The organism is Bradyrhizobium sp. 45, assembly GCF_023073155.1.
GTDB lineage: Bacteria > Pseudomonadota > Alphaproteobacteria > Rhizobiales > Xanthobacteraceae > Bradyrhizobium > Bradyrhizobium canariense_D.
In genome coordinates, this window is the sequence record NZ_JADPIX010000024.1 from 20,142 (window position 1) to 38,901 (window position 18,760).

General features: G+C 65.0%; 19 protein-coding genes. 9 read left to right on the forward strand and 10 right to left on the reverse strand.

Going from position 1 to position 18,760, the window contains the following annotated elements:
* Positions 1-11 precede the first annotated feature (11 nt).
* The 3 genes from IVB42_RS03665 to IVB42_RS03675 form a co-directional block, all read right to left on the reverse strand.
* Positions 12-1,994: a carbohydrate porin gene (locus IVB42_RS03665; RefSeq protein WP_247393475.1), complete on the reverse strand. Its 1,983-nt coding sequence runs from the start codon at positions 1,992-1,994 to the stop codon at positions 12-14.
* A 393-nt stretch (positions 1,995-2,387) separates the two neighbouring features.
* Positions 2,388-2,651, reverse strand: a complete 264-nt coding sequence (locus IVB42_RS03670) for a hypothetical protein (protein WP_007597808.1) — start codon at positions 2,649-2,651, stop codon at positions 2,388-2,390.
* Positions 2,652-2,790: 139 nt separating this feature from the next.
* Positions 2,791-3,597, reverse strand: a complete 807-nt coding sequence (locus IVB42_RS03675) for a creatininase family protein (protein WP_085358543.1) — start codon at positions 3,595-3,597, stop codon at positions 2,791-2,793.
* A 138-nt stretch (positions 3,598-3,735) separates the two neighbouring features.
* Between IVB42_RS03675 and IVB42_RS03680 the strand changes: the two genes are divergently transcribed.
* Genes IVB42_RS03680 through IVB42_RS03700 form a run of 5 tightly spaced genes read left to right on the forward strand, consistent with a single transcriptional unit; the run spans position 3,736 to position 8,095 of the window.
* The gene (locus IVB42_RS03680; RefSeq protein WP_026233942.1) at positions 3,736-4,758 is read left to right on the forward strand and encodes an ABC transporter substrate-binding protein; all 1,023 of its coding nucleotides are present in this window, start codon (positions 3,736-3,738) and stop codon (positions 4,756-4,758) included.
* A 10-nt stretch (positions 4,759-4,768) separates the two neighbouring features.
* Entirely contained in the window at positions 4,769-5,599 is an 831-nt protein-coding gene (locus IVB42_RS03685; protein ID WP_085358545.1) for an ABC transporter ATP-binding protein, read from the forward strand.
* Positions 5,596-6,414 (forward strand): ABC transporter permease, encoded by an 819-nt coding sequence (locus IVB42_RS03690; RefSeq protein WP_018460086.1) that lies wholly within the window; start codon positions 5,596-5,598, stop codon positions 6,412-6,414. The genes IVB42_RS03685 and IVB42_RS03690 overlap by 4 nt, the downstream gene beginning before the upstream one ends.
* A complete protein-coding gene (locus IVB42_RS03695; RefSeq protein WP_018460085.1) occupies positions 6,414-7,403 on the forward strand; it encodes a 2-hydroxyacid dehydrogenase in 990 nt (329 codons plus the stop codon). The genes IVB42_RS03690 and IVB42_RS03695 overlap by 1 nt, the downstream gene beginning before the upstream one ends.
* Entirely contained in the window at positions 7,403-8,095 is a 693-nt protein-coding gene (locus tag IVB42_RS03700; RefSeq protein ID WP_026233941.1) for an AprI/Inh family metalloprotease inhibitor, read from the forward strand. The genes IVB42_RS03695 and IVB42_RS03700 overlap by 1 nt, the downstream gene beginning before the upstream one ends.
* 67 nt (positions 8,096-8,162) lie before the next feature.
* Here IVB42_RS03700 and IVB42_RS03705 read toward each other — a convergent pair whose 3' ends face one another.
* The gene (locus tag IVB42_RS03705; protein WP_018460083.1) at positions 8,163-9,557 is read right to left on the reverse strand and encodes a peptidoglycan-binding protein; all 1,395 of its coding nucleotides are present in this window, start codon (positions 9,555-9,557) and stop codon (positions 8,163-8,165) included.
* A 253-nt stretch (positions 9,558-9,810) separates the two neighbouring features.
* On the opposite strand from IVB42_RS03705, the gene IVB42_RS03710 reads away from it, so the two are divergent.
* On the forward strand, positions 9,811-10,185 hold the full coding sequence (locus tag IVB42_RS03710) for a hypothetical protein (RefSeq protein ID WP_018460081.1): 375 nt from the start codon (positions 9,811-9,813) through the stop codon (positions 10,183-10,185).
* 163 nt (positions 10,186-10,348) lie between these two features.
* A complete protein-coding gene (locus IVB42_RS03715) occupies positions 10,349-10,669 on the forward strand; it encodes a glycine zipper domain-containing protein (RefSeq protein WP_026233940.1) in 321 nt (106 codons plus the stop codon).
* Here IVB42_RS03715 and radC read toward each other — a convergent pair.
* From radC to IVB42_RS03730, 3 genes are all read right to left on the reverse strand, one after another.
* Complete coding sequence (gene radC, locus IVB42_RS03720) at positions 10,666-11,379, reverse strand: DNA repair protein RadC (RefSeq protein WP_018460079.1); 714 nt, start codon at positions 11,377-11,379, stop codon at positions 10,666-10,668. The genes IVB42_RS03715 and radC overlap by 4 nt on opposite strands.
* Positions 11,380-11,480: 101 nt before the next feature.
* On the reverse strand, positions 11,481-12,299 hold the full coding sequence (map, locus tag IVB42_RS03725; protein WP_247469763.1) for a type I methionyl aminopeptidase: 819 nt from the start codon (positions 12,297-12,299) through the stop codon (positions 11,481-11,483).
* A gap of 121 nt (positions 12,300-12,420) precedes the next feature.
* Positions 12,421-13,737, reverse strand: coding sequence for a mechanosensitive ion channel domain-containing protein (locus IVB42_RS03730; RefSeq protein ID WP_247469769.1), 1,317 nt, complete (start codon positions 13,735-13,737; stop codon positions 12,421-12,423).
* 211 nt (positions 13,738-13,948) lie between these two features.
* Between IVB42_RS03730 and IVB42_RS03735 the strand changes: the two genes are divergently transcribed.
* Entirely contained in the window at positions 13,949-15,742 is a 1,794-nt protein-coding gene (locus IVB42_RS03735) for a potassium/proton antiporter (protein WP_018460076.1), read from the forward strand.
* Positions 15,743-16,079: 337 nt separating this feature from the next.
* Positions 16,080-16,340: a PepSY domain-containing protein gene (locus IVB42_RS03740; protein ID WP_018460075.1), complete on the forward strand. Its 261-nt coding sequence runs from the start codon at positions 16,080-16,082 to the stop codon at positions 16,338-16,340.
* Between the two features lie 258 nt (positions 16,341-16,598).
* Here the strand turns inward: IVB42_RS03740 and modC are convergent, their stop codons facing one another.
* Genes modC through modA form a run of 3 tightly spaced genes read right to left on the reverse strand, consistent with a single transcriptional unit; the run spans position 16,599 to position 18,753 of the window.
* Positions 16,599-17,261 (reverse strand): molybdenum ABC transporter ATP-binding protein, encoded by a 663-nt coding sequence (gene modC / locus IVB42_RS03745; protein ID WP_018460074.1) that lies wholly within the window; start codon positions 17,259-17,261, stop codon positions 16,599-16,601.
* Between the two features lie 2 nt (positions 17,262-17,263).
* Complete coding sequence (gene modB, locus IVB42_RS03750; protein ID WP_018460073.1) at positions 17,264-17,959, reverse strand: molybdate ABC transporter permease subunit; 696 nt, start codon at positions 17,957-17,959, stop codon at positions 17,264-17,266.
* Between the two features lie 11 nt (positions 17,960-17,970).
* The gene (gene modA, locus IVB42_RS03755; RefSeq protein ID WP_018460072.1) at positions 17,971-18,753 is read right to left on the reverse strand and encodes a molybdate ABC transporter substrate-binding protein; all 783 of its coding nucleotides are present in this window, start codon (positions 18,751-18,753) and stop codon (positions 17,971-17,973) included.
* Positions 18,754-18,760: the final 7 nt, after the last annotated feature.

Here is an 18,760-nt window from a genome sequence, read left to right on the forward strand (position 1 = left end):
GCCGGAAGCGCTCAGAACTCGCCGTGTAGCCGCCCGGAAAATACCGACACCGGGCCGCGATCGGCGTTGTAGGCGGGGTTGACGATCAGCTGGTAGTCGGCGGTGAGGGTGAGACTCTTGTTCAGCGCGTAGGCGTAATAGGTTTCGAGGATGCGCTCGCGGCGGTAGTTGAGCGCGCCGTCGCCGATGAGAACACCGAGGCCGCCGGCGGCCAGGAAGTCGCGATAATCCTGCGAGATGGCATTGATGGCGCCGCCGACGCCGATCACGTCATCCGGCCGGCCCCATTTCGTGCCCTTGATCGACAATCCCGCCGACAGGCTGCGGTGAATGTCGGTGAAGGCCAGCGTCTCGGTCTTGCCGTCGTTCCAGCTCCAGCGGCTGAACAGACCGACATCGTCGGTGATCGCCTGCTCGAGGTTGAGCACGTAGCCATACTTCAGACGGCCGCGTCGGGTCTGCGCGATGTCAAGGTTGAGCGCGGGATTGTCCAGCGTCTCGCGGAAGCTGCCCATATTGGCGCTGTCGAGCCAGCCGATGGTCCTGAGCTTGCCGGGTTGGCCAAGGAGCGAGAAGCGCGTTTCGAGCTCGAGCACGTACTGGCCGCGCTCGCCGACCCTGGTGTCGAAATGATTCGAATTGGACTCGGCGACCATCAGGAAGTAGCCGCCGCGCAGCGCCCACTGCTTCTGGTTCAGCTCGGCGGTGACGCCGTAGGTGAGGCCGACCTTGTCGGCTGAATAGTCGAAGGCGCCTGGCGCCCACAGCGACCAGTTCATGAAGTCCTTGCGGGTGTCCTTGGCGTAGGCGTTGCCGTCGAACACGTCGATCACGGGGAATTTGCCGGCCTGCACCGTGAGCCTGGATACGTCGACCTTCTGTCCGAGCTGCAACTGGCCGCTCGCGAGCTCTTCCTGCTCGCCGCCAAAGCCGAATGTCTGGCGCACGAACAGGCGCGATGTGTTGTAGTGCGGATAGGGGAAGTTCGACTTCTGCGCCTCGCCGTTGGGGAAACCGGCCGCGCCGACCGTGTCGTTCAATCCAAATCCCTGCAGCAGTTCGGGATTGTAGTAGACCTCGCCGCCGTCCCACAGCTTTGCGTTCAGGAACAGGCTGTTGCTCCAGGTCGCCTTGGCCTGCCTTGATGGCGAGAGCGAATTCGGCCCGGTGTAGAGGGCGGGGAACGACGGGTAGCCTTGCGGCAGATAAGTGCTCTGGCCGTGGATCTCCCAGCGATCCGATTCGGTGTCGATTAGCGAGCCGATCCCCAAGCTCTTGGGATTGTAGCCCGGCATGCCCGGCCAATCGACCTTGCGGTTGAGGCCGAGCCGGATCGTTTGGAAGTCGAGCGACGACGAATTGTATTGGGCACCTGTGGAGAAGGCGACATTGGCGCCGTCGAAGCGGCTATAGAGATATTCGAGCCGTGCGCTCCAATGCGGCGCAAAGCCGTATTCGATGCCGGCACCCGCGATCCAGCCGGGCCGCGTGTTCAGGATTTTCGGGACTGCTTCGCCTGCGGCCGGCGTGTCGAAATAGCGCTCGCCCATCCATGCAAAGCCGCCGGTGGCGTAGACCAGCCAGGGACCGCTGGTGTAGCCGACGCGGCCGCGCAGGCTCGCAGTGTAGTCCCATTGCTGCGTGACGGTGTTGGCGGGTGTCGCCAGGAAGGACACGATCGAGTTGGAAGTGATGTAGTTCGGAAACGAAAAATCGCCTTCGACGCCGAGGAGCCAGCCGGAATTGAGCCGGTAATTGTAGCCGGCCTGCACGCCGCCGATCATGCCGCTGAAGTCGCCGCTGTCGCTAATGCCTGTGCCGTCGTTCAGCGCGAAGCGCGACGAGCCGAGGCTGTAGCCGGCATGCGCACCGATGTAGAGGCCGGTCCAGTCATAGACGGCCTTCAGCGCCGGTGCCTTCAGCGGCAGATCAGCCGCGCGGCTGCTGGCGGGCAAAGTCAAGACGCCCGTGGCAATCGCCGCGGCCGTTCGCAAATACCTGTAACGGTGACCCCTCAACGTCAAAACGCACGCCCCCAAAGCGAGTGTGTCCACTCGCCGCACTATCCCTGCCGATTCGCGGCGACCCTGTCATCAGGATTAGGTGCTCCGCGATCGGTCGAGATGATCTCGATCCGGCGCGATTTCTTCCCAAGCCCCTGAGTCTCTGGAAACCTTATTGCGATTAATTCGCAGTAGCAACTAGTGCGGATTGTCGCAGGAGATGGTTCGCACCGCGATGTGACGGGACTGCAACAAATTCCAAGGTCCAAAACGGTTGACCCCGCCCGGGGGGACATCCGGGCGGGGTCGGGGGCACGACACGGGGTGGATGAGGCGCCCGTGTCGGACGCGGGATCCACGTGAGATCGGCCTCAGGGACTCAAATCAGAAGCAGGTACGCACGCGGCCGACGTACTGGCCAAAGGCGTTGTACTGGGCGGCCCAGCCGCAGCGGTGATAGCCGTTGTAATAGGGATCGTTGCTGGCGGCGATCGCGGAGCCGACGACGGCGGCGGTGGCGATGCCCAGGCCGACACCGACGCCCCAGCCGAGCGGCTTGGCTTGCGCCTGCGAGGTGGTGGCCACGACGCTGCCGGTCAGGGTGAGCGCGGTGAGGGCAACTGCGAAAATCTTGGTCTTAATCGACATGTGAAACTCCATCCGGGTTGAGGCGGTCCCTTGTGGCCCGCGTACCGAGTTGGACGGAGGCTCCGCGCGTCCGGTTCGAACTCGGCAAAGGCGGAGCTCGAGTCTGGCTCTTTCCTGAATGATTCCAGAAGGATGAGCGCTAGCCGAGCGGGCCTTTTGCGAGCCTGTTCACGTCGAAGTTATCAACCTCGGCAAGCAGCTCGCAAAAAGCGCGGGCGCCCTGGTCGATCAGCTGCTCGCCCTTCGCGGCCACGGCTAGCGTCGCGTTGCCGGCGGCGCCGCTCGCGTGGAGATCCTGCGCCTGCCAGGCGAACGGCGCGGGTCGCTGCGTCGACAGCCAGCGATATTGCTGCTCCATCGCGATGCTGCTCGCGGGAAAATTCGCGATCGCATCCATGCGCACCCGATCGGGATAGCGCGCCAGCATGATCGAGGTTTCAATGGCGCCGCCGTGGATGCCGTGGCGCACTTCGTCGGCCGGGAACAGCTTGTCCGCGCCCGACAGCCGCGACCACGACGTCGTCACCACGAACAGTTTCCGATGCGCGCGAAGATCCTGCGCGACCAGCATCATGGCCGCGCTGTTGCCGCCATGGCTGGTGACGATGACGAGCTTCTTCACTCCGCGGCGCGCGACGTCCTCGCCAATCGCGGTCCATTTTTTCAACGCGATGTCAGTCGGCAGCGTCTGCGTGCCCGGATAGTCGATATGCTCGGTGGAAATCCCGATCGGTTCAACGGGCAGGAAAGTGGCCGGAGCGCGCTCGGGCAGGAGCTCGCGCACGCGCGCGAGATAGGCGTCCGCGATCAGCACGTCGGTCTCGAGCGGCAGATGCGGGCCGTGCTGCTCAGTCGCGGCCAGCGGCAGCACCGCGATCCAGCGCGAAACCTCCGCGAGGCTGGCATCGGCCCAGCGAATCTCGGTCCAATCGCGGGAAGGCGTCATCAAGGTTTCTTTGCCCGAATTTGTCGCGTAATTTAGGGTATCAGGGGACGCGGGCCAGGCCGGCTCGCGTCCCCGAATGTCTTGCGGTTTTATCGCGTTGCTTGGACATCGGCTAGAAGCGATCGACGGAGTCCCATCATGAGCCCCTCTCATCTGCGGCGAGCCTTAACGGCGGGCCTGATGGCCGCTTTCGTCTCGGTCGTCCCGGCCCGCGCCGAAACCCTGGACAAGGTCATGTTCGGCACCAATTGGGTCGCCGAGGCCGAGCATGGCGGCTTTTTCCAGGCCGTCGCCGATGGCACTTACAAGAAATACGGGCTGGACGTCACCATCGTGCCCGGCGGGCCCAACGAGAACAACCGGATGCTGCTGATCGCCGGCAAGATCGATTTCTTCATGGCCGCGAACACGCTGATGTCGTTCGACGCAGTCGCCAACAACGTCCCGGTCGTCACCATCGCCGCGGTGTTCCAGAAGGATCCGCAGGTGATGCTGACGCAGCCCGATGCCAAGGTCGCCAAGATCGAGGACCTCAAGCCGCTGACGCTGTTCGTCTCCAAGGAGGGCATGACCAGCTATTTCCAGTGGCTGAAGTCCGAATACGGCTTCAGCGAGAAGAACGTTCGCCCCTACAATTTCAATCCGCAGCCCTTCATCGCCAATCCCAAGAGCGCGATGCAGGGTTACGTCACCTCGGAGCCCTTCGCGGTCGAGAAGGCCGCGGGCTTCAAGCCCAACGTGTTGCTGCTCGCCGATTACGGCTTCAACACCTATTCGACCCTGATCGAGAGCCGCCGCGACGTCGTCGAGAAGAAGCCCGACCTGGTGCAGCGCTTCGTCGATGCCTCCATGGTCGGCTGGTACAATTACATCTACCGCGACAATTCAGCGGGCAACGCCATGATCAAGAAGCTCAATCCGGAGATGACGGACGAGCTGCTCGCCTATTCCGTCGCCAAGATGAAGGAATACGGCATCGTCGATTCCGGCGATTCGCTGAAGAACGGCATCGGCGCGATGAGCGACGAGCGCTACACCTCCTTCTTCAACAAGATGGTGAAGGCGGGCGTGGTGAAGGCGGACCTCGATTTCCGCAAATCCTATACGCTGCGCTTCGTCAACAAGGGCGTCGGCGCCGAGCTGCGCCCGAGCAAGCCGTAGCGCAGGGCCGATGTCATCAGTCCAAACGTCGGCGGGGGTCGAGACCGGCCTGACGGCTCTGGCTGTCAGCCTGCGCGGCGTGACGAAGGCCTATGACAACGGCCTGATGGCGCTCGGCCCGCTCGATCTTGCGGTGCGCAAGGGCGAGTTCATCTCGCTGCTGGGGCCGTCAGGTTGCGGCAAGTCGACGGCGCTGCGGCTGATCGCCGAACTCAGCGCGCCGTCGTCAGGAATCGTCCGGCTGGCGCGTCGTGAGGGCACACCGCAGCCAGGTCATGTTCACCCAGGTCATGGCATCGGCTTCGTGTTTCAGGAACCGACCCTGATGCCCTGGACCAGCGTGCGCGAGAATGTGCGGTTGCCGCTGAAGCTCTCAGGCGTTCCGAAGGCGGAATCGCGCGCGCGCGCCGATGAGGCGCTCGCAAGCGTCGGGCTTGCCGATTTTGCCGACGCCTTTCCGCGCGAGCTCTCCGGCGGCATGAAGATGCGGGTGTCGCTGGCGCGCGCGCTCGTCACAGACCCTGATATCCTCCTGATGGATGAGCCGTTCGCGGCGCTCGACGAAATCACGCGCTTCCGCCTCAACGACGATTTGCTCGCGCTGTGGCGCAGGCTCGGCAAGACCGTCATCTTCGTCACGCATTCGGTGTTCGAATCCGTCTATCTGTCGCAGCGCGTGGTGGTCATGACCGCGCGGCCGGGCCGCATCCAGGCCGACTTCCGCGTCGAGACGGTCGAGCCGCGTGGCGAGGAGTTTCGCACTTCAGTCGCCTATTCCGATTATTGCCGGAAAGTGTCGGCGGCGCTGGCGCCGTCCTATGCAGGGCAGTCGACGCTATGAACGCGCAAGCTTCCGTCACTGCGAAGCCGTCCGGCGCGCAACGCGCGGTGCGCTTCGCGCTACCGGTCATCGTGTTCGCGGCGGGACTGCTCGCCTGGGAGCTCGTGGTCCGGATCAAGGACATCCCGCCTTACGTGCTGCCGGCGCCCTCGGTCATATTCGCGACACTGATCAAGGATTGGGCGGTGCTGTCGCAATCGCTTGCCGCGACGCTGCTGACCACGCTTGAAGGTTTTGTCGCGGCCAGCGTCGGCGGCATCGCGCTGGCGCTGCTGTTCAACCAGTCCAAATGGGTGGAAGCATCGCTATTCCCCTATGCCGTGGTGCTTCAGGTCACGCCGGTCATCGCGATCGCGCCGCTGCTGCTGATCTATCTGGAGCAGCAGACCGCGGTCGTGGTCTGCGCCTTCATCGTCGCCTTCTTCCCGGTGCTGTCCAATACCACGCTCGGGCTCAATTCGGTCGATCGCAACCTCGCGGGCCTGTTCCAGCTCTATGGCGCCTCGCCACAGCAGACCCTGCGCTATCTCAAGCTGCCGGCGGCGCTGCCTTATATTCTCGGCGGCCTGCGCATTGCCGGCGGCCTGTCGCTGATCGGCGCGGTCGTGGCCGAGATCGCGGCGGGAACGGCCGGCGCCGGCTCCGGGCTCGCCTACAGGATCGCAGAATCCGGCTACCGCTTGAACATACCCCGCATGTTCGCAGCGCTGCTGCTGTTGTCGCTGGCCGGGATTGTCATCTATGGGGTGCTGGCGCTAGTTTCCCACCTCGTCTTACGGCGCTGGCACGAGAGCGCGCTTGGAAAGGACAACTGATGACCACCGGTTCGATTTCGTCCGAAAAGATCGACCTTCTGATTTATGGGCCGGTCCGGCCGATCCTCGAGAACGGGTTTTCCGATCATTTCGTCGTGCACAAGGCGGAGACGCGGGGCGATCTCGAGCGGCTGACGCCGGCGATCCGCGAAAAGATCCGCGGCGTGGCGGTGACCTATCACACCGTGCGCGCCGACCGGGATTCGCTGTCGCAATTGCCCAAGATCGAGATGGTGGCGAGCTTCGGCGTCGGCTACGACCACGTCGATGCCAAATACGCCGCCGAGCATAACATCATCGTCACCAATACGCCCGACGTGCTGACCGAGGAGGTCGCCGACGTCGCGATGGGGCTTCTGATCTCCACGGTGCGCGAGTTCATCAAGGCCGACCGTTATGTGCGCTCCGGTCTCTGGCAGACCCAGAACTATCCGCTCAGCGTCGGCTCGCTGCGCGACCGCAAGGTCGGCATCGTCGGCATGGGCCGGATCGGACAGGCGATCGCGCGCCGGCTCGATGCCTCGCTGGTGCCGGTGGTCTATCACACCCGCAACCCGTCCAAGGACGTCTCCTACAAGCACTACCCCGACCTGATCGAGATGGCGAAGGCGGTGGACACGCTGATGGTGATCGTGCCCGGTGGCGCCTCGACCAACAAGATGATCAACGCCGAGGTGCTGAAGGCGCTCGGCCCGCGCGGGGTGCTGGTCAACGTTGCGCGCGGCTCGGTGATCGACGAACCGGCGCTGGTCCAGGCGCTCAAGTCCGGCACCATCCTCGCGGCCGGCCTCGACGTGTTCGCGGCCGAACCGAACGTGCCGGACGAGCTCAAGGCCATGCAGAATGTGGTGCTGCTGCCGCATATCGGCTCGGCCTCGGTGGTGACGCGCAACGCGATGGATCAGCTCGTGGTCGACAATCTCAAGTCCTGGTTCTCAGGCAAGGCGCCGTTGACGCCGGTTGCCGAAACGCCGTTCAAGGGACGCTGATGGGAGTTCTTCGCGTCGTTACATTCGCCGTCGTGGCCTGCTTGGCCGCGATCGGCATCGCGCAGGCGCAGGATACGACGACCCTGAAGAAGGAGATGCCCGGGCAGTGGGAGCTCTCGACCACCGAGCGCAGCAAGACCTGCGTCGTCACGCTCAAGGCCGACGCCGCGGCGCAGGGCTTCAAGCTCGAGCTGGAGCCGGCCTGCAAGGCCGCGCTGCCTTTCACCAAGGACATCGTCGCCTGGAGCGTCAGGGGTCTCGACATCGTCCGCTTGCAGGATGCGAGCGGTGAGGCCGTGATCGACTTCACCGAGGTCGAGGCCGGCATCTTCGAGGGCCTGCGGCAGGGCGAGGGCGTCTACATCCTGCAAGACCTCGCCGCCGCCCGCTCGATGGCGAAGTCGATGGACCAGATGATCGGCGACTGGTCGATCGTGCGCGGCAACGGCCAGCCTGTCTGCGGGCTAACGCTGACCAACACGGAAGCCGGGCCGGACAATTTCCAGGTCTTCCTCAAGCCGAAATGCGATGCGGCCATCGCGCAGTTCAACCCGACGCAATGGCGGCTAGACCGCGGCCAGATCATCCTGCTGTCGAAGGCCGGCGAGGCCTGGCAGTTCGAGGCCGACGACAACGCGCAATGGCGGCGCGTCCCCGATACCGCCGATCCCCTGATCATGCTGCGGCAGTAGCGCCGCGAAACGCAATCTCGTCCTGAGGGCCCCGCCATAGGCGGGCGTCTCGAAGGATGGTGGCAGGCTACGTCGTCGGCTTGGGCGGCGGCGCTGTGCCTTGGGCCCACTTCTCCATCTTGCCGAGCACGCCCCAGGCTGTGAGCGCCAGCGAGATCGGCATCGCGAACTGGCCGAGGCCCGGCACCGCCGACACGAGCGTCCCGAGCAACCCGGCAAGGCCTCCCGCATTGGGGCTCGCCGTCACCGACGACAGCAGCGCCGTGATCAGCGAGCCGCCGATGCCGAGCGCAGTCTTCTTGCCGTCGAGCATCTTGCCGATGGTCTCGCCGAGCGCGCCATTGACCTGGCCGAGGACGGGCTTGCCGTCCCGGTTGAGCAAGGTGCCGAGCAGGTCGACGACCTGCTTCAACTGGTCGACGGGAGCGGGGCTGGTTGGGGTGAGGGTGACTGGTCCTGGCATGGGGGCTGACTTGTTGACGAGGGAAAAGAGCCGTTCGAACAGGCTGATCGGATCATTGGTGGCGGGCAGCGTATTGCCCGATGTCGTCGTTGCCGGCGTCACACCGCCGACCGGCGGCCGCAGCAATTGCGCGAGGTCCTCCAGCCGCTTCATGATCCGGGAGACATCGCCGGTCGGTCCGGTGGGGCCCGACTGCGCCGCGCGCGTGAGGGCGCCGACGGTGGCGCCGTCGAGAAGTCCGGTATCTCTCAGGCCGTTCTGCTGCTGAAACTGCGAGACCGCGGCCCTGGTCTTCGGCCCGCTGATGCCGTCCTCCGCGAGCGGCGGATTGGCGCCGAGCTTGTTGAGCGCCTGCTGCATGAGGACGATCGTCGACGCCGCGTCGTCCTCCGGCTCGGCGCGGCTTGCGAATTGCGGGCTGCCGTCGAGGGTGATCGAGGAATCCAGCGACATCATCGCATGCAGGATCACCGCGGTGCCGAGCTGGGAATCGACGTGGTTCGAATCGAACACATGATCGCGGACGAATTTTCCGGCCCTTGCCTCGGGCGGGCCATACAGCGTCGAACCGCCATAGAGATAGGGCGAGTTGCAGCCCTTGGCGTGATAGCCGAAGCCGTTGAACGCTTCGAGCCGGAACAGAATCCGCGCGATCCCCCAGTCGTGAGCGCCGACAAAATTCTCGATTCTGAAGGCGTCCACGGCGCCGTCCACGAACGTGGCAAACGGACCGCGTCCTTTCGGAACGAGCGTCGTCGCGCGATGGAGCGTTTCCCCGTTGCCGAGATAGGTGTCGAAATCGAAATTGGATTCGCGGTAGTGGCAGAGGGCAGCGAAATACCAGGGCACGCCGGTCAACCGCTCGATCTGCTGATAGGTCGCCTTGCCGTTGATGGCTTTGCGCGCGATCGCGTTCGCGTCGGAGAGGCGCGAAGGCCGGATCTCGAGATTGGCCCAATTACGCTCGTATTCGCTTTTCAGACTCTCGAATGAAATCATTTTCCGCTCCCGCAATGAATGAGTTTTCGCAACTGCGCGTCAGTCGAAATGAACCAGGTGCCGTGATCAGGGCGTGAGGCCAGCGTGATCTCCTGCAAGTCTGGCAGGCCGCCGGGGCGCCGCGTGTGAAGTGGGTTACAACCTCGCCGGGAAAATGAGCGGCAGGACCGGGATCAGGGCGGCGGTCCGCGACGGAACCGGCAGGGCCGCTGCCCCGTTAGCGACGCGAGGCAGTCTGGCCAGGGAGTCCAACATGACCACGCGCGTCCTCGCGATCGGCATCGAACCCGGCAACGCGGACTACAGCGCATTCCCGCAGCTCACGCCGGAGCTCGTGCGCAACTATATCGATGCGCAGCTGCTGCGCCTGCGCGATCTCGGTTACGAGGTCACGAGTTGCCTGATCGATCTCGATGCCGCGGCGGAAGCCGCCGTCACGGTAGCGTTGCGCGAGGAGAATTTCGACTGCATCGTGATCGGCGCGGGGCTGCGCGAGCCTCGGGAGCGTCTGCTGCTGTTCGAGAAGGTGCTCAACCTCGTCCACCGCCTGGCGCCCGACGCCGCGATCTGCTTCAACACCACGCCAGCCGACACCGCCGAGGCCGTGCAGCGCTGGGTCGATGCATGAGATGAAGCGGCCGGCCCGTGCTGCGCATGCGCCATGGTCTGAGCCGCCTTCGATCCGAGCCTCCGACGCCATAGCGTGACGCGCCGGGTCCCGAAATGGTGATTTTTCTGGTCCGAATCCGGCTGCGGCGCTATGACTCGTCTGACCACAGGGGAGGGCGAGCATGCTTCGAGGTCTTCGCATTGGAAGTTTCGCTATCGCGGCATGTCTGGCGGTCGTGATCGCGATGCCGGCTCATGAGGCGGCGGCGCAGGACGCCATTGGCGGTGCCATCCTCGGTGGCGTCGGTGGAGCGATCGTGGGTGGCGCCATCGGCGGAGGCCGCGGCGCCGCCATCGGCGCCGTCGTCGGTGCCGGCACGGGCGCTGCGATCGCCTCCGAGGGCGAACGCCGCCGCTCCGGCTATTACGCCTATCAGCGCGGCTGCTACGCGCAGCGCCGGGACGGCTCCTATGTCCCGGTCGATCCGCGATATTGCTACTAGATCAGCCGCATCCCGCGCAAACTCGCATGCCCGCTCTTGCCGACGATGATGTGGTCGTGCACGGCGATGCCGAGCGGTTTTGCGATGTCGATGATCGCCTTGGTCATCTGGATGTCGGCCTGCGAGGGCGAGGGATCGCCTGAGGGGTGGTTGTGCACCAGGATCAGCGCGGTCGCGGACAATTCCAGCGCGCGCTTGATCACCTCTCGCGGATAGACCGGGGTGTGATCGACGGTGCCGGTCTGCTGCACCTCGTCGGCGATGAGCTGGTTGCGCTTGTCGAGGAACAGCAGGCGAAACTGCTCTTTGTCGGCGAACGCCATGCTGGTGCGGCAATAGTCGATCACTTCGTTCCAGGACGACAGCGCGTTGCGGCTGTTGACCCCGCCCTTGGCGACGCGATGCGCCGCCGCCGCGAGCAGCTTGAGCTGGTGGATCGCGGACTCGCCGACACCGTCTACCTCGCGCAGGCGCGCCACCGGCGCGTGCACGACCTCGGCGAACGAGCCAAAAATTTTGATCAGCGACTTCGCCAGCGGCTTGGTGTCACGCCGCGGCAGCGCCGAAAACAGTGCCATCTCCAGCAGCTCGTAGTCGCTGAGCGCGTCCGCACCCGCGCTGTAGAAGCGCTCGCGCAGCCGTTCGCGATGGCCGAGATAGTGCGGCGCTTCTTCGGGCTTGCTCTTGTCGTGGTCGGTCTTGGCGGGCATCGGCCGCCAGCATTGCCGCGGATAACCGTTTTTGCAACCGTCAATTGCGGCGGCAAATCCGTTTCACGCCAGCCGGCGAATGCGAACGTCAGCCGCCGGGATCACCCGATCTGCTTCTCGCCGTGCCGCTCCGACAGCGTGAAAATCTCGACGCCGGTGGCGGTGACGCCTACCGAATGCTCGAACTGCGCCGATAGCGAGCGGTCGCGAGTCACGGCGGTCCAGCCGTCGGAGAGGATCTTCACATGCGGCTTGCCGAGATTGATCATCGGCTCGATTGTGAAGAACATGCCGGGCTTGAGCTGCACGCCCTCGCCGGGCCGGCCGATATGGATGATGTTCGGCTCGTCGTGGAACATGCGCCCGAGGCCATGGCCGCAGAAATCGCGCACCACGCTCATGGCTTGCGGCTCGACGAAACTCTGGATGGCGTGGCCGATGTCGCCGGTGGTGGCGCCGGGCTTCACCGCGGCGATGCCGCGCATCATGGCCTCATAGGTCACCTCGATCAGCCGCTCCGCCTTGCGTGCGATCGGGCCGACTGCATACATCCGGCTGGAATCACCGTACCAGCCGTCGACGATGAAGGTGACGTCGATGTTGACGATGTCGCCCTCTTTCAGCGGACGGTCGCCGGGCATGCCGTGGCAGACCACGTGGTTGAGCGAGGTGCAGGTTGAATAGCGGTAGCCGCGATACATCAGCGTCGCCGGATAGGCATTGTTGCTGAACGCGAAGTCGCGGACGAACTGGTCGATGCGGTCGGTCGGAACGCCGGGCCCGACGATGTCGGTGAGCTCGTCGAGGCACTTCGCCACCAGCGCTCCCGCCTTGCGCATGCCGGCAAAGGCGCTTGGTCCATGCAGCTTGATCTGCCCGGTCTTGCGGAGCGAGGTATCGGTAGCTTCGACGTAGGTCATGCGGGCGCAATCTTCTGGGGTGGGCTCGATATCGGCGGAAAGGCTTGATTTCGCGCCCAATTTAATGATTGCGCGCCTTCATGCAAGTCAGGCCTGCCCTGCCTTGCGCCTGAAAGCGGGCCTAATTCGGGACTTCCATGATGGTTTCCACCGGCAGGGCGCCGCCGCGGACGCGGATTTCGCGAACCGGGTAGGGAACCCGGATGCCTTCGCGCTTGAAGGCGTCCCACAGCGCCAGCATCACGTCGCTCTTGACGTTGTCCATGCCGTCGGGGTCGGCAATCCAGAAGGTGAGCGAGAACTTCATCCCGGCTTCGGCGAACTCGGTCAGGATGGAATTCGGCGGCTTGCCCTTCTGCGCGCGCGGGTGAGCGGCCGCGGTCTCGGCGGCGAGCTCGCAGACCAGCCGCGGGTCGGCGTCGTAATTGGTGCCGAAGGCGATCTTCACCAGCGTGTTCTTGTCGGTGTAGGTCCAGTTGACGACCTTCTGCGTCACCAGATCCTCGTTCGGCACCAGGAATTCGCGGCCATCGCCGGCGGCGACGGAAATATAGCGCGTCTTCATCGCGCTGATCCGCCCGGTGTTGTCGCCGATGGTGACGAGATCACCGGGCTTCACCGATTTGTCGGCGAGCAGGATGATCCCCGAGATGAAATTGGCGACGATCTTCTGCAGGCCGATACCGATGCCAACGCCGACCGCGCCGGAGAACACCGCGAGCGCCGAGAGATCGATGCCGACCGTGCCGAGCGCGATCACGATCGCGACCGCAAGCAGGCCGATGCGGATGATCTTGACCAGCAGCACCTGCACCGATGGCGTCAGATCTGTGGTCGAGTTGATCCGGCTCTCGGCGAAATTGCTGGCGATGTTGGTGAGCCAGAGCGCGATGAGCAGCAGCGCACCCGCCTTGATCACGAGCAACGGCGTCAGCCGCAGGCCGCCGAGCACGATGGCGAAAGAGTCGAGCAGGTCGACCGTCGCATCGAGCTGGCCGAGGATCGAGAGCGCCGCGACGAACCAGGCCGTGATCGACACCAGCTTGACGATGAAGGCGTTGCGCAGCACCGAGGTCAAGAGCCGGATCGCGAGCCAGGCCAGCCCCAGCTTGGCGGCGACCATCAGGAGATAGCTGCGGCTCGGCCAGGTCGCGTGGTACATGACCACGCGGGAGACGATCACGAGCAGGGTGAAAACCGCCGTCGAGGCGCTGGAGACCATCACCCGGACGAAGTGCCGGAGCGGCAGCGGCCAGCGCATCGCCAGCGAGGTCATGTCGACGCGGCTGCGAACGGCGGCTTCCGCGGCATAGGCGATGCCGGCCGCGGCCAGAATGAGCCCGAATTGCAGGTAGAACCAGGGCGAGGAGATTTCCGCCCCGACGCTGCGCGCGGTGGTCTGCACGAACTCCATGAAGTCTTTGAGGTCCATGTCTATCGGTCTCGTCGGGGAGCGGGCGGGAGGCGTTGATTCGAGCGCGCCGGAGAATCCCACAAAGGGCGCGGCCGGACCACCGATACACCGCCAAGTGAAGTGCGTTAAGGCCGCAAAATGCGGGCAGATTGCCGCGAGCGGGAGAAAATGGGTTGGCGTGGGAGTCCGCCGACGATAAGGATGCAATTCCAGCGATTTCGTACCCGGAAGGTGGATGGCTTCCCTCGACAGTGTCAGCCTCGCCATATTGCTCGGTGCCGTCCTGGTGTTGGCCGGGATCCTGTCAAGCCTGCTTGCGCTGCGCTTCGGCGCGCCCCTTCTGCTCGTCTTCCTCGCGATCGGCATGCTCGCGGGCGATTCCGGTCCCGGACAGCTGCAGTTCGACGACGTCCGAACCACCTATCTGGTCGGCTCGGTCGCGCTCGCCCTGATTCTGTTCGACGGCGGCTTGCGGACCCGCTTTGCCAGCATCCGCACCGTGCTCGCGCCTTCCATGGTGCTCGCGACCGTCGGCGTGCTGCTGACCTCGCTGATCACGGCGCCGTTCGCGAAATATGCGCTCGACCTCAACTGGACGGAGTCGCTGCTGGTCGGCGCCGTGGTGGCCTCGACTGACGCGGCCGCAGTGTTCCTGCTGGTGCATACCCAGGGCCTGCGCCTGCGCCCGCGCGTCGGCGCGACGCTGGAGGTGGAATCCGGCACCAACGATCCCTTCGCGATCTTCCTGACCCTGATGCTGGTCGAGTACATCTCGCTGGGAACAGGCACGGCCGCGCATGTGCTGATGGAGTTCGCCCAGGAGGCCGTGCTGGGCGCCGTCGTCGGGGTGATCGGCGGGCGTCTGGTCGTCATCGCGCTCAATAAGGTCGCGCTGCCGCAGGGCCTCCATGCGCCGTTTGTCACCACCGCCGCGCTCGTCATCTTCGGCGGCTCGCAGATCATGCATGCCTCAGGCTTCCTCGCGGTCTATCTCGCCGGGATCATCATCGGCAACCGCCCGACCCGCGCGCATAATTCGGTGGTGGCCTTCCTGGACGCCGCGACCTGGCTGGCGCAGATCGTGATGTTCGTCCTGCTCGGCCTGCTGGTCTCGCCGAGCCGGCTCGGCGGCAGCGTGCTGCCGGCGGTCGGGATCGCATTCGTCCTGATGCTGCTGGCGCGGCCGATCGCCGTGTTCGTCTGCCTGGCGCCGTTCCGCTTCAACTGGCGCGAAAAGATCTTCATCGCCTGGACCGGCCTGCGCGGCGCGGTCGCGATCTTCCTGGCCTCGATCCCGATGCTGGTCGGGCTGTCGAAGGCCTATCTCTATTTCGACGTCGCCTTCGTCGTCGTCATCATCTCGCTCCTCCTGCAAGGCTGGACCCTGGGGCCGGCCGCGCGCAAGCTGCACGTGGCGCTGCCGCGCGCCGAACGCGGCCCGCGCCGTGTCGAATTGGACTTGCCCGGCCAGCTCGAGCAGCAGCTCGTCGGCTATCCGGTGCGGTCCAAGAGCCTGTATTTTCGCCGCGGCCTGATCCCGTCCTGGTCGAAGCCGACGCTGGTGATCCGCAAGGAGAACATTTTGACGCCGGCGGAAGCCGAGCCGATCGCGCCCGGCGATTACATCTATCTGCTGGCGCCGCCGGAAAAGGCCGAATCGCTTGACCGCTTCTTCGTCGACATGCAGCCGAGCTCAGCGCCGGACCCGCATCTGCTGGGCGACTTCATGGTCTCCGGCGAGCACACGCTCGCCGAGCTCGCGGAGATCTACGGCGTGGAGGTCGGCGAGGACGAGCGCGGGCACACGCTCGCTGATTATTTCGACGTCCATCTCGACCGCGCGCCGAAAGAGGGCGCGGAGCTCGTGCTGGATCCGATCGTGCTCGTGGCGCGCTCCATCTCCGGTGGCCGAGTCAACGTCGTCGGCCTGCGCCTGCCGGAAGACGAGGAAACGCCCGCGCCGCTGACGCGCAGGCAGGTCCTGCGGCGCAAGCTGGCGGATCTGTGGAGCTCGGTGGCTGGGGTTTAACGCCACATCCGCGTTGGCGGTCATTGATGAAGCGCACGTCTGCTTCTTCGTCGTCCTGGCCTAGTGCGCAATTGCGCACAGGCGCCAGGACCCATACCCACCGTCAGCTGTTTTGCGAAGGCTGGTGGTGACGATCTGGCCCACCCACTCTCCTCTCTGGGGTAATGGGTCCTGGCTTTCGCCGGACGACGGCGGAGAGCGATCGCGACAACGCTGGAACCGCCCCCAAATCGCCGCAACCGCCGAAGATTTGCGCGTCTTCGTGACCGCTGCTCCCGGAACGCTCCGCGATGCCGCTCGTTCTTAGCGGCGTAAACGCATCCGACAGGAGTAATCCATGCGAAAGCTCATCTTGCCGGCCATCGTCGCGATCGGGCTCGGATCGGCCGCGCCCGCGATGGCCTATGACACCGGCGATCAGATCTCGATGCAGGTCGCGCTCGACGTCGCCACCGACATCGGCGTCATGACCGTCTCGCACACCGAGTTCCTCGGCGACGAATGGCAGATCGAAGGCCGTGATCGCGCCGGCCGCTGGATGGAGGTCGATGTGGACGCGCGAACGGGTGAGGTGCGCAACGTCGATCGCGGCTGGTAGTGGCGGGTCTCGGTAGCGGTGTCGGCGAGGATCACTCGGCCGGCACCGCCACCATCCAATGCAGCGCGATCGCCGCTCGCGGTACGATCCATTACCCCGGGGAGTAGTTTTGCGAACACCGGCAGTTACGTTTTCTTCGCTGGTACGCACACCACCTGCCGCTGATAGATCACGCGGTATGGGTCCTGGCTTTCGCCAGGACGACGGCGGAGGGTGGGCCGGCGGCTTGCCTCATCCGTTGCCTGCTCAACGGACCCCTCACGTCAGCACCTTCACCCCGCCGAACGACGTCACGCGGCCCTGCTTCAGCATCACGATCTGCGTCGCGAGCTGGCGCAGCTCGGCGACGTCGTGGCTGACATAGACCATGGGGACGTTGGCCTCATCGCGCAGCCGCACCAGATAAGGCAGGATCTCCAGCTTGCGGCCCTCGTCGAGCGCGCCGAGCGGCTCGTCGAGCAGCAGCAGGCGCGGCCGCGACAGCAGCGCGCGACCGAGCGCGACGCGCTGGCGCTCGCCGCCGGAGAGCTTTCCGGGGCGGCGACCCTGCAGCGCGCCGATGTCGAGCAGCTCGATGACGCGCTTGTGCTGCGCCGGATCGGGCGCGAGGTGGTTCATCCGCCTGCCATAGTCGAGATTTTGCGCGACGTTGAGATGCGGAAACAGCCGCGCATCCTGGAACACATAGCCGATGCGGCGGCGCCAGGTCGGCACATGAATGCCGGCCGCGCTGTCGTCGACCGTCTCGCCGTCGATCACGATGGTGCCGCGGTCGGGCCGCAGCAGCCCCGCGATCATGTTGACCAGCGAGGTCTTGCCGGCGCCCGACGCTCCGAACAGTCCGATGACGCGGCCTTCGCTCGCGAAGGACGCGGACAGCGAGAACTCGCCGAGCTGCTTTTCGATGTCGACGCGCAGCATGGTCAATTCCCGTGCAGGCGCGCGGTGGCGCGGCGGGCGAACCATTCGGCCGCGATCAGCGCGCCGAGCGCCAGCACGATCGAGACGATCACGAGCCGTCCCGCGGCGGCGTCGCCGTCCGGGGTCTGGATCAGCGAATAGATCGCGGACGAAATCGTCTGGGTCTCTCCGGGAATGTTGGAGACGAAGGTGATGGTCGCGCCGAACTCGCCGATCGCCTTGGCAAAGCCAAGCACCATGCCGGCGAGCACGCCGGGCAGCGCCAAGGGCAGCGTCACCGTGAAGAACACTTTGAAAGGAGTGGCGCCGAGGGTCTCGGAGGCCTGCTCGAGCCGGCGGTCGATCGCCTCGATCGACAACCGCATCGGGCGCACCAGCAGCGGAAACGCCATCAGGCCGCAGGCAAGCGCGGCACCGGTCCAGCGGAAGGCGAATACGATGCCGAGATGGTCCGCCAGGAAAGCGCCGACGAGTCCGCGGCGGCCGAAAGTGAGCAGCAGCAGATAACCCGTGACGACCGGCGGCAGCACCAGCGGGAGATGCACCAGCGCATCGAGCACCGACTTGCCCCAGAAATCACGCCGCGCGAGCAGCCATGCCAGCGCAATGCCGAACGGCGTTGCCACCAGCGTCGCGATCACGGCAACCCTGAGCGAGAGCAGGATCGCGGTCCATTCGGCGGGAGAGATGTCGAGCATCAAATCGCAAATTAAGTAGAGGGGCTGATCAGGAACTTGAAACCGTATTTTTCGAGAATGGTCTTGGCGGCGGTCGAGCGCAGGAAGGCGAGATAGTCGCTTGTGTCGCCCTTTGCCGTCGCGGTCGCAGCGACGGGATAGATGATCGGCGGATGCGAATCCGCCGGGAAGGTGCCGACGATCTTCACGCCGGGCTCGACCTTGGCATCGGTGGAATAGACGATGCCGAGGTTGGCCTCGCCACGCGCGACCAGCGTCAGCGCGGCACGCACGCTCTCGGCCATCGCGAATTTCGGCTCCGCCGCCTGCCAGGCGCCCAGGCTCGTCAGCGCCGCCTTGGCATATTTCCCGACTGGTACGGACTTGACGTCGCCGGTCGCGATCCTGCCGTCGCCGGCGAGTTTTGCGAGGTCGAACCCCTGCCCGATGGGGACGTTGTCGAGCCTGGAATCCTTCGGCGCAATCAGCACGATGCTGTTGCCGAGCAGATTGACCCGGGTCGGCTCGTTGATAGTCTTCTTGGAGATCGCGTAATCCATCCAGTCGGTGTCGGCGGAGACGAATACATCGGCCGGCGCGCCCTGCTCGATCTGCCTGGCGAGCACGGAGCTTGCGGCATAGCTGACGATGAATTTGACGCCGGTCCTGGCGGTGTAGGCGGCGTCGACCTCGTCGAGCGCGTTCTTCATCGAGGCGGCCGCGAACACGGTGATGGTCTTGTCCTCGGCTCCAGCAGGCGAAAGGCCCGCGGCCAGAAGGAATAAAGCTGAAAAAAGCACGGAAAGGCGGGACATCGGCAGC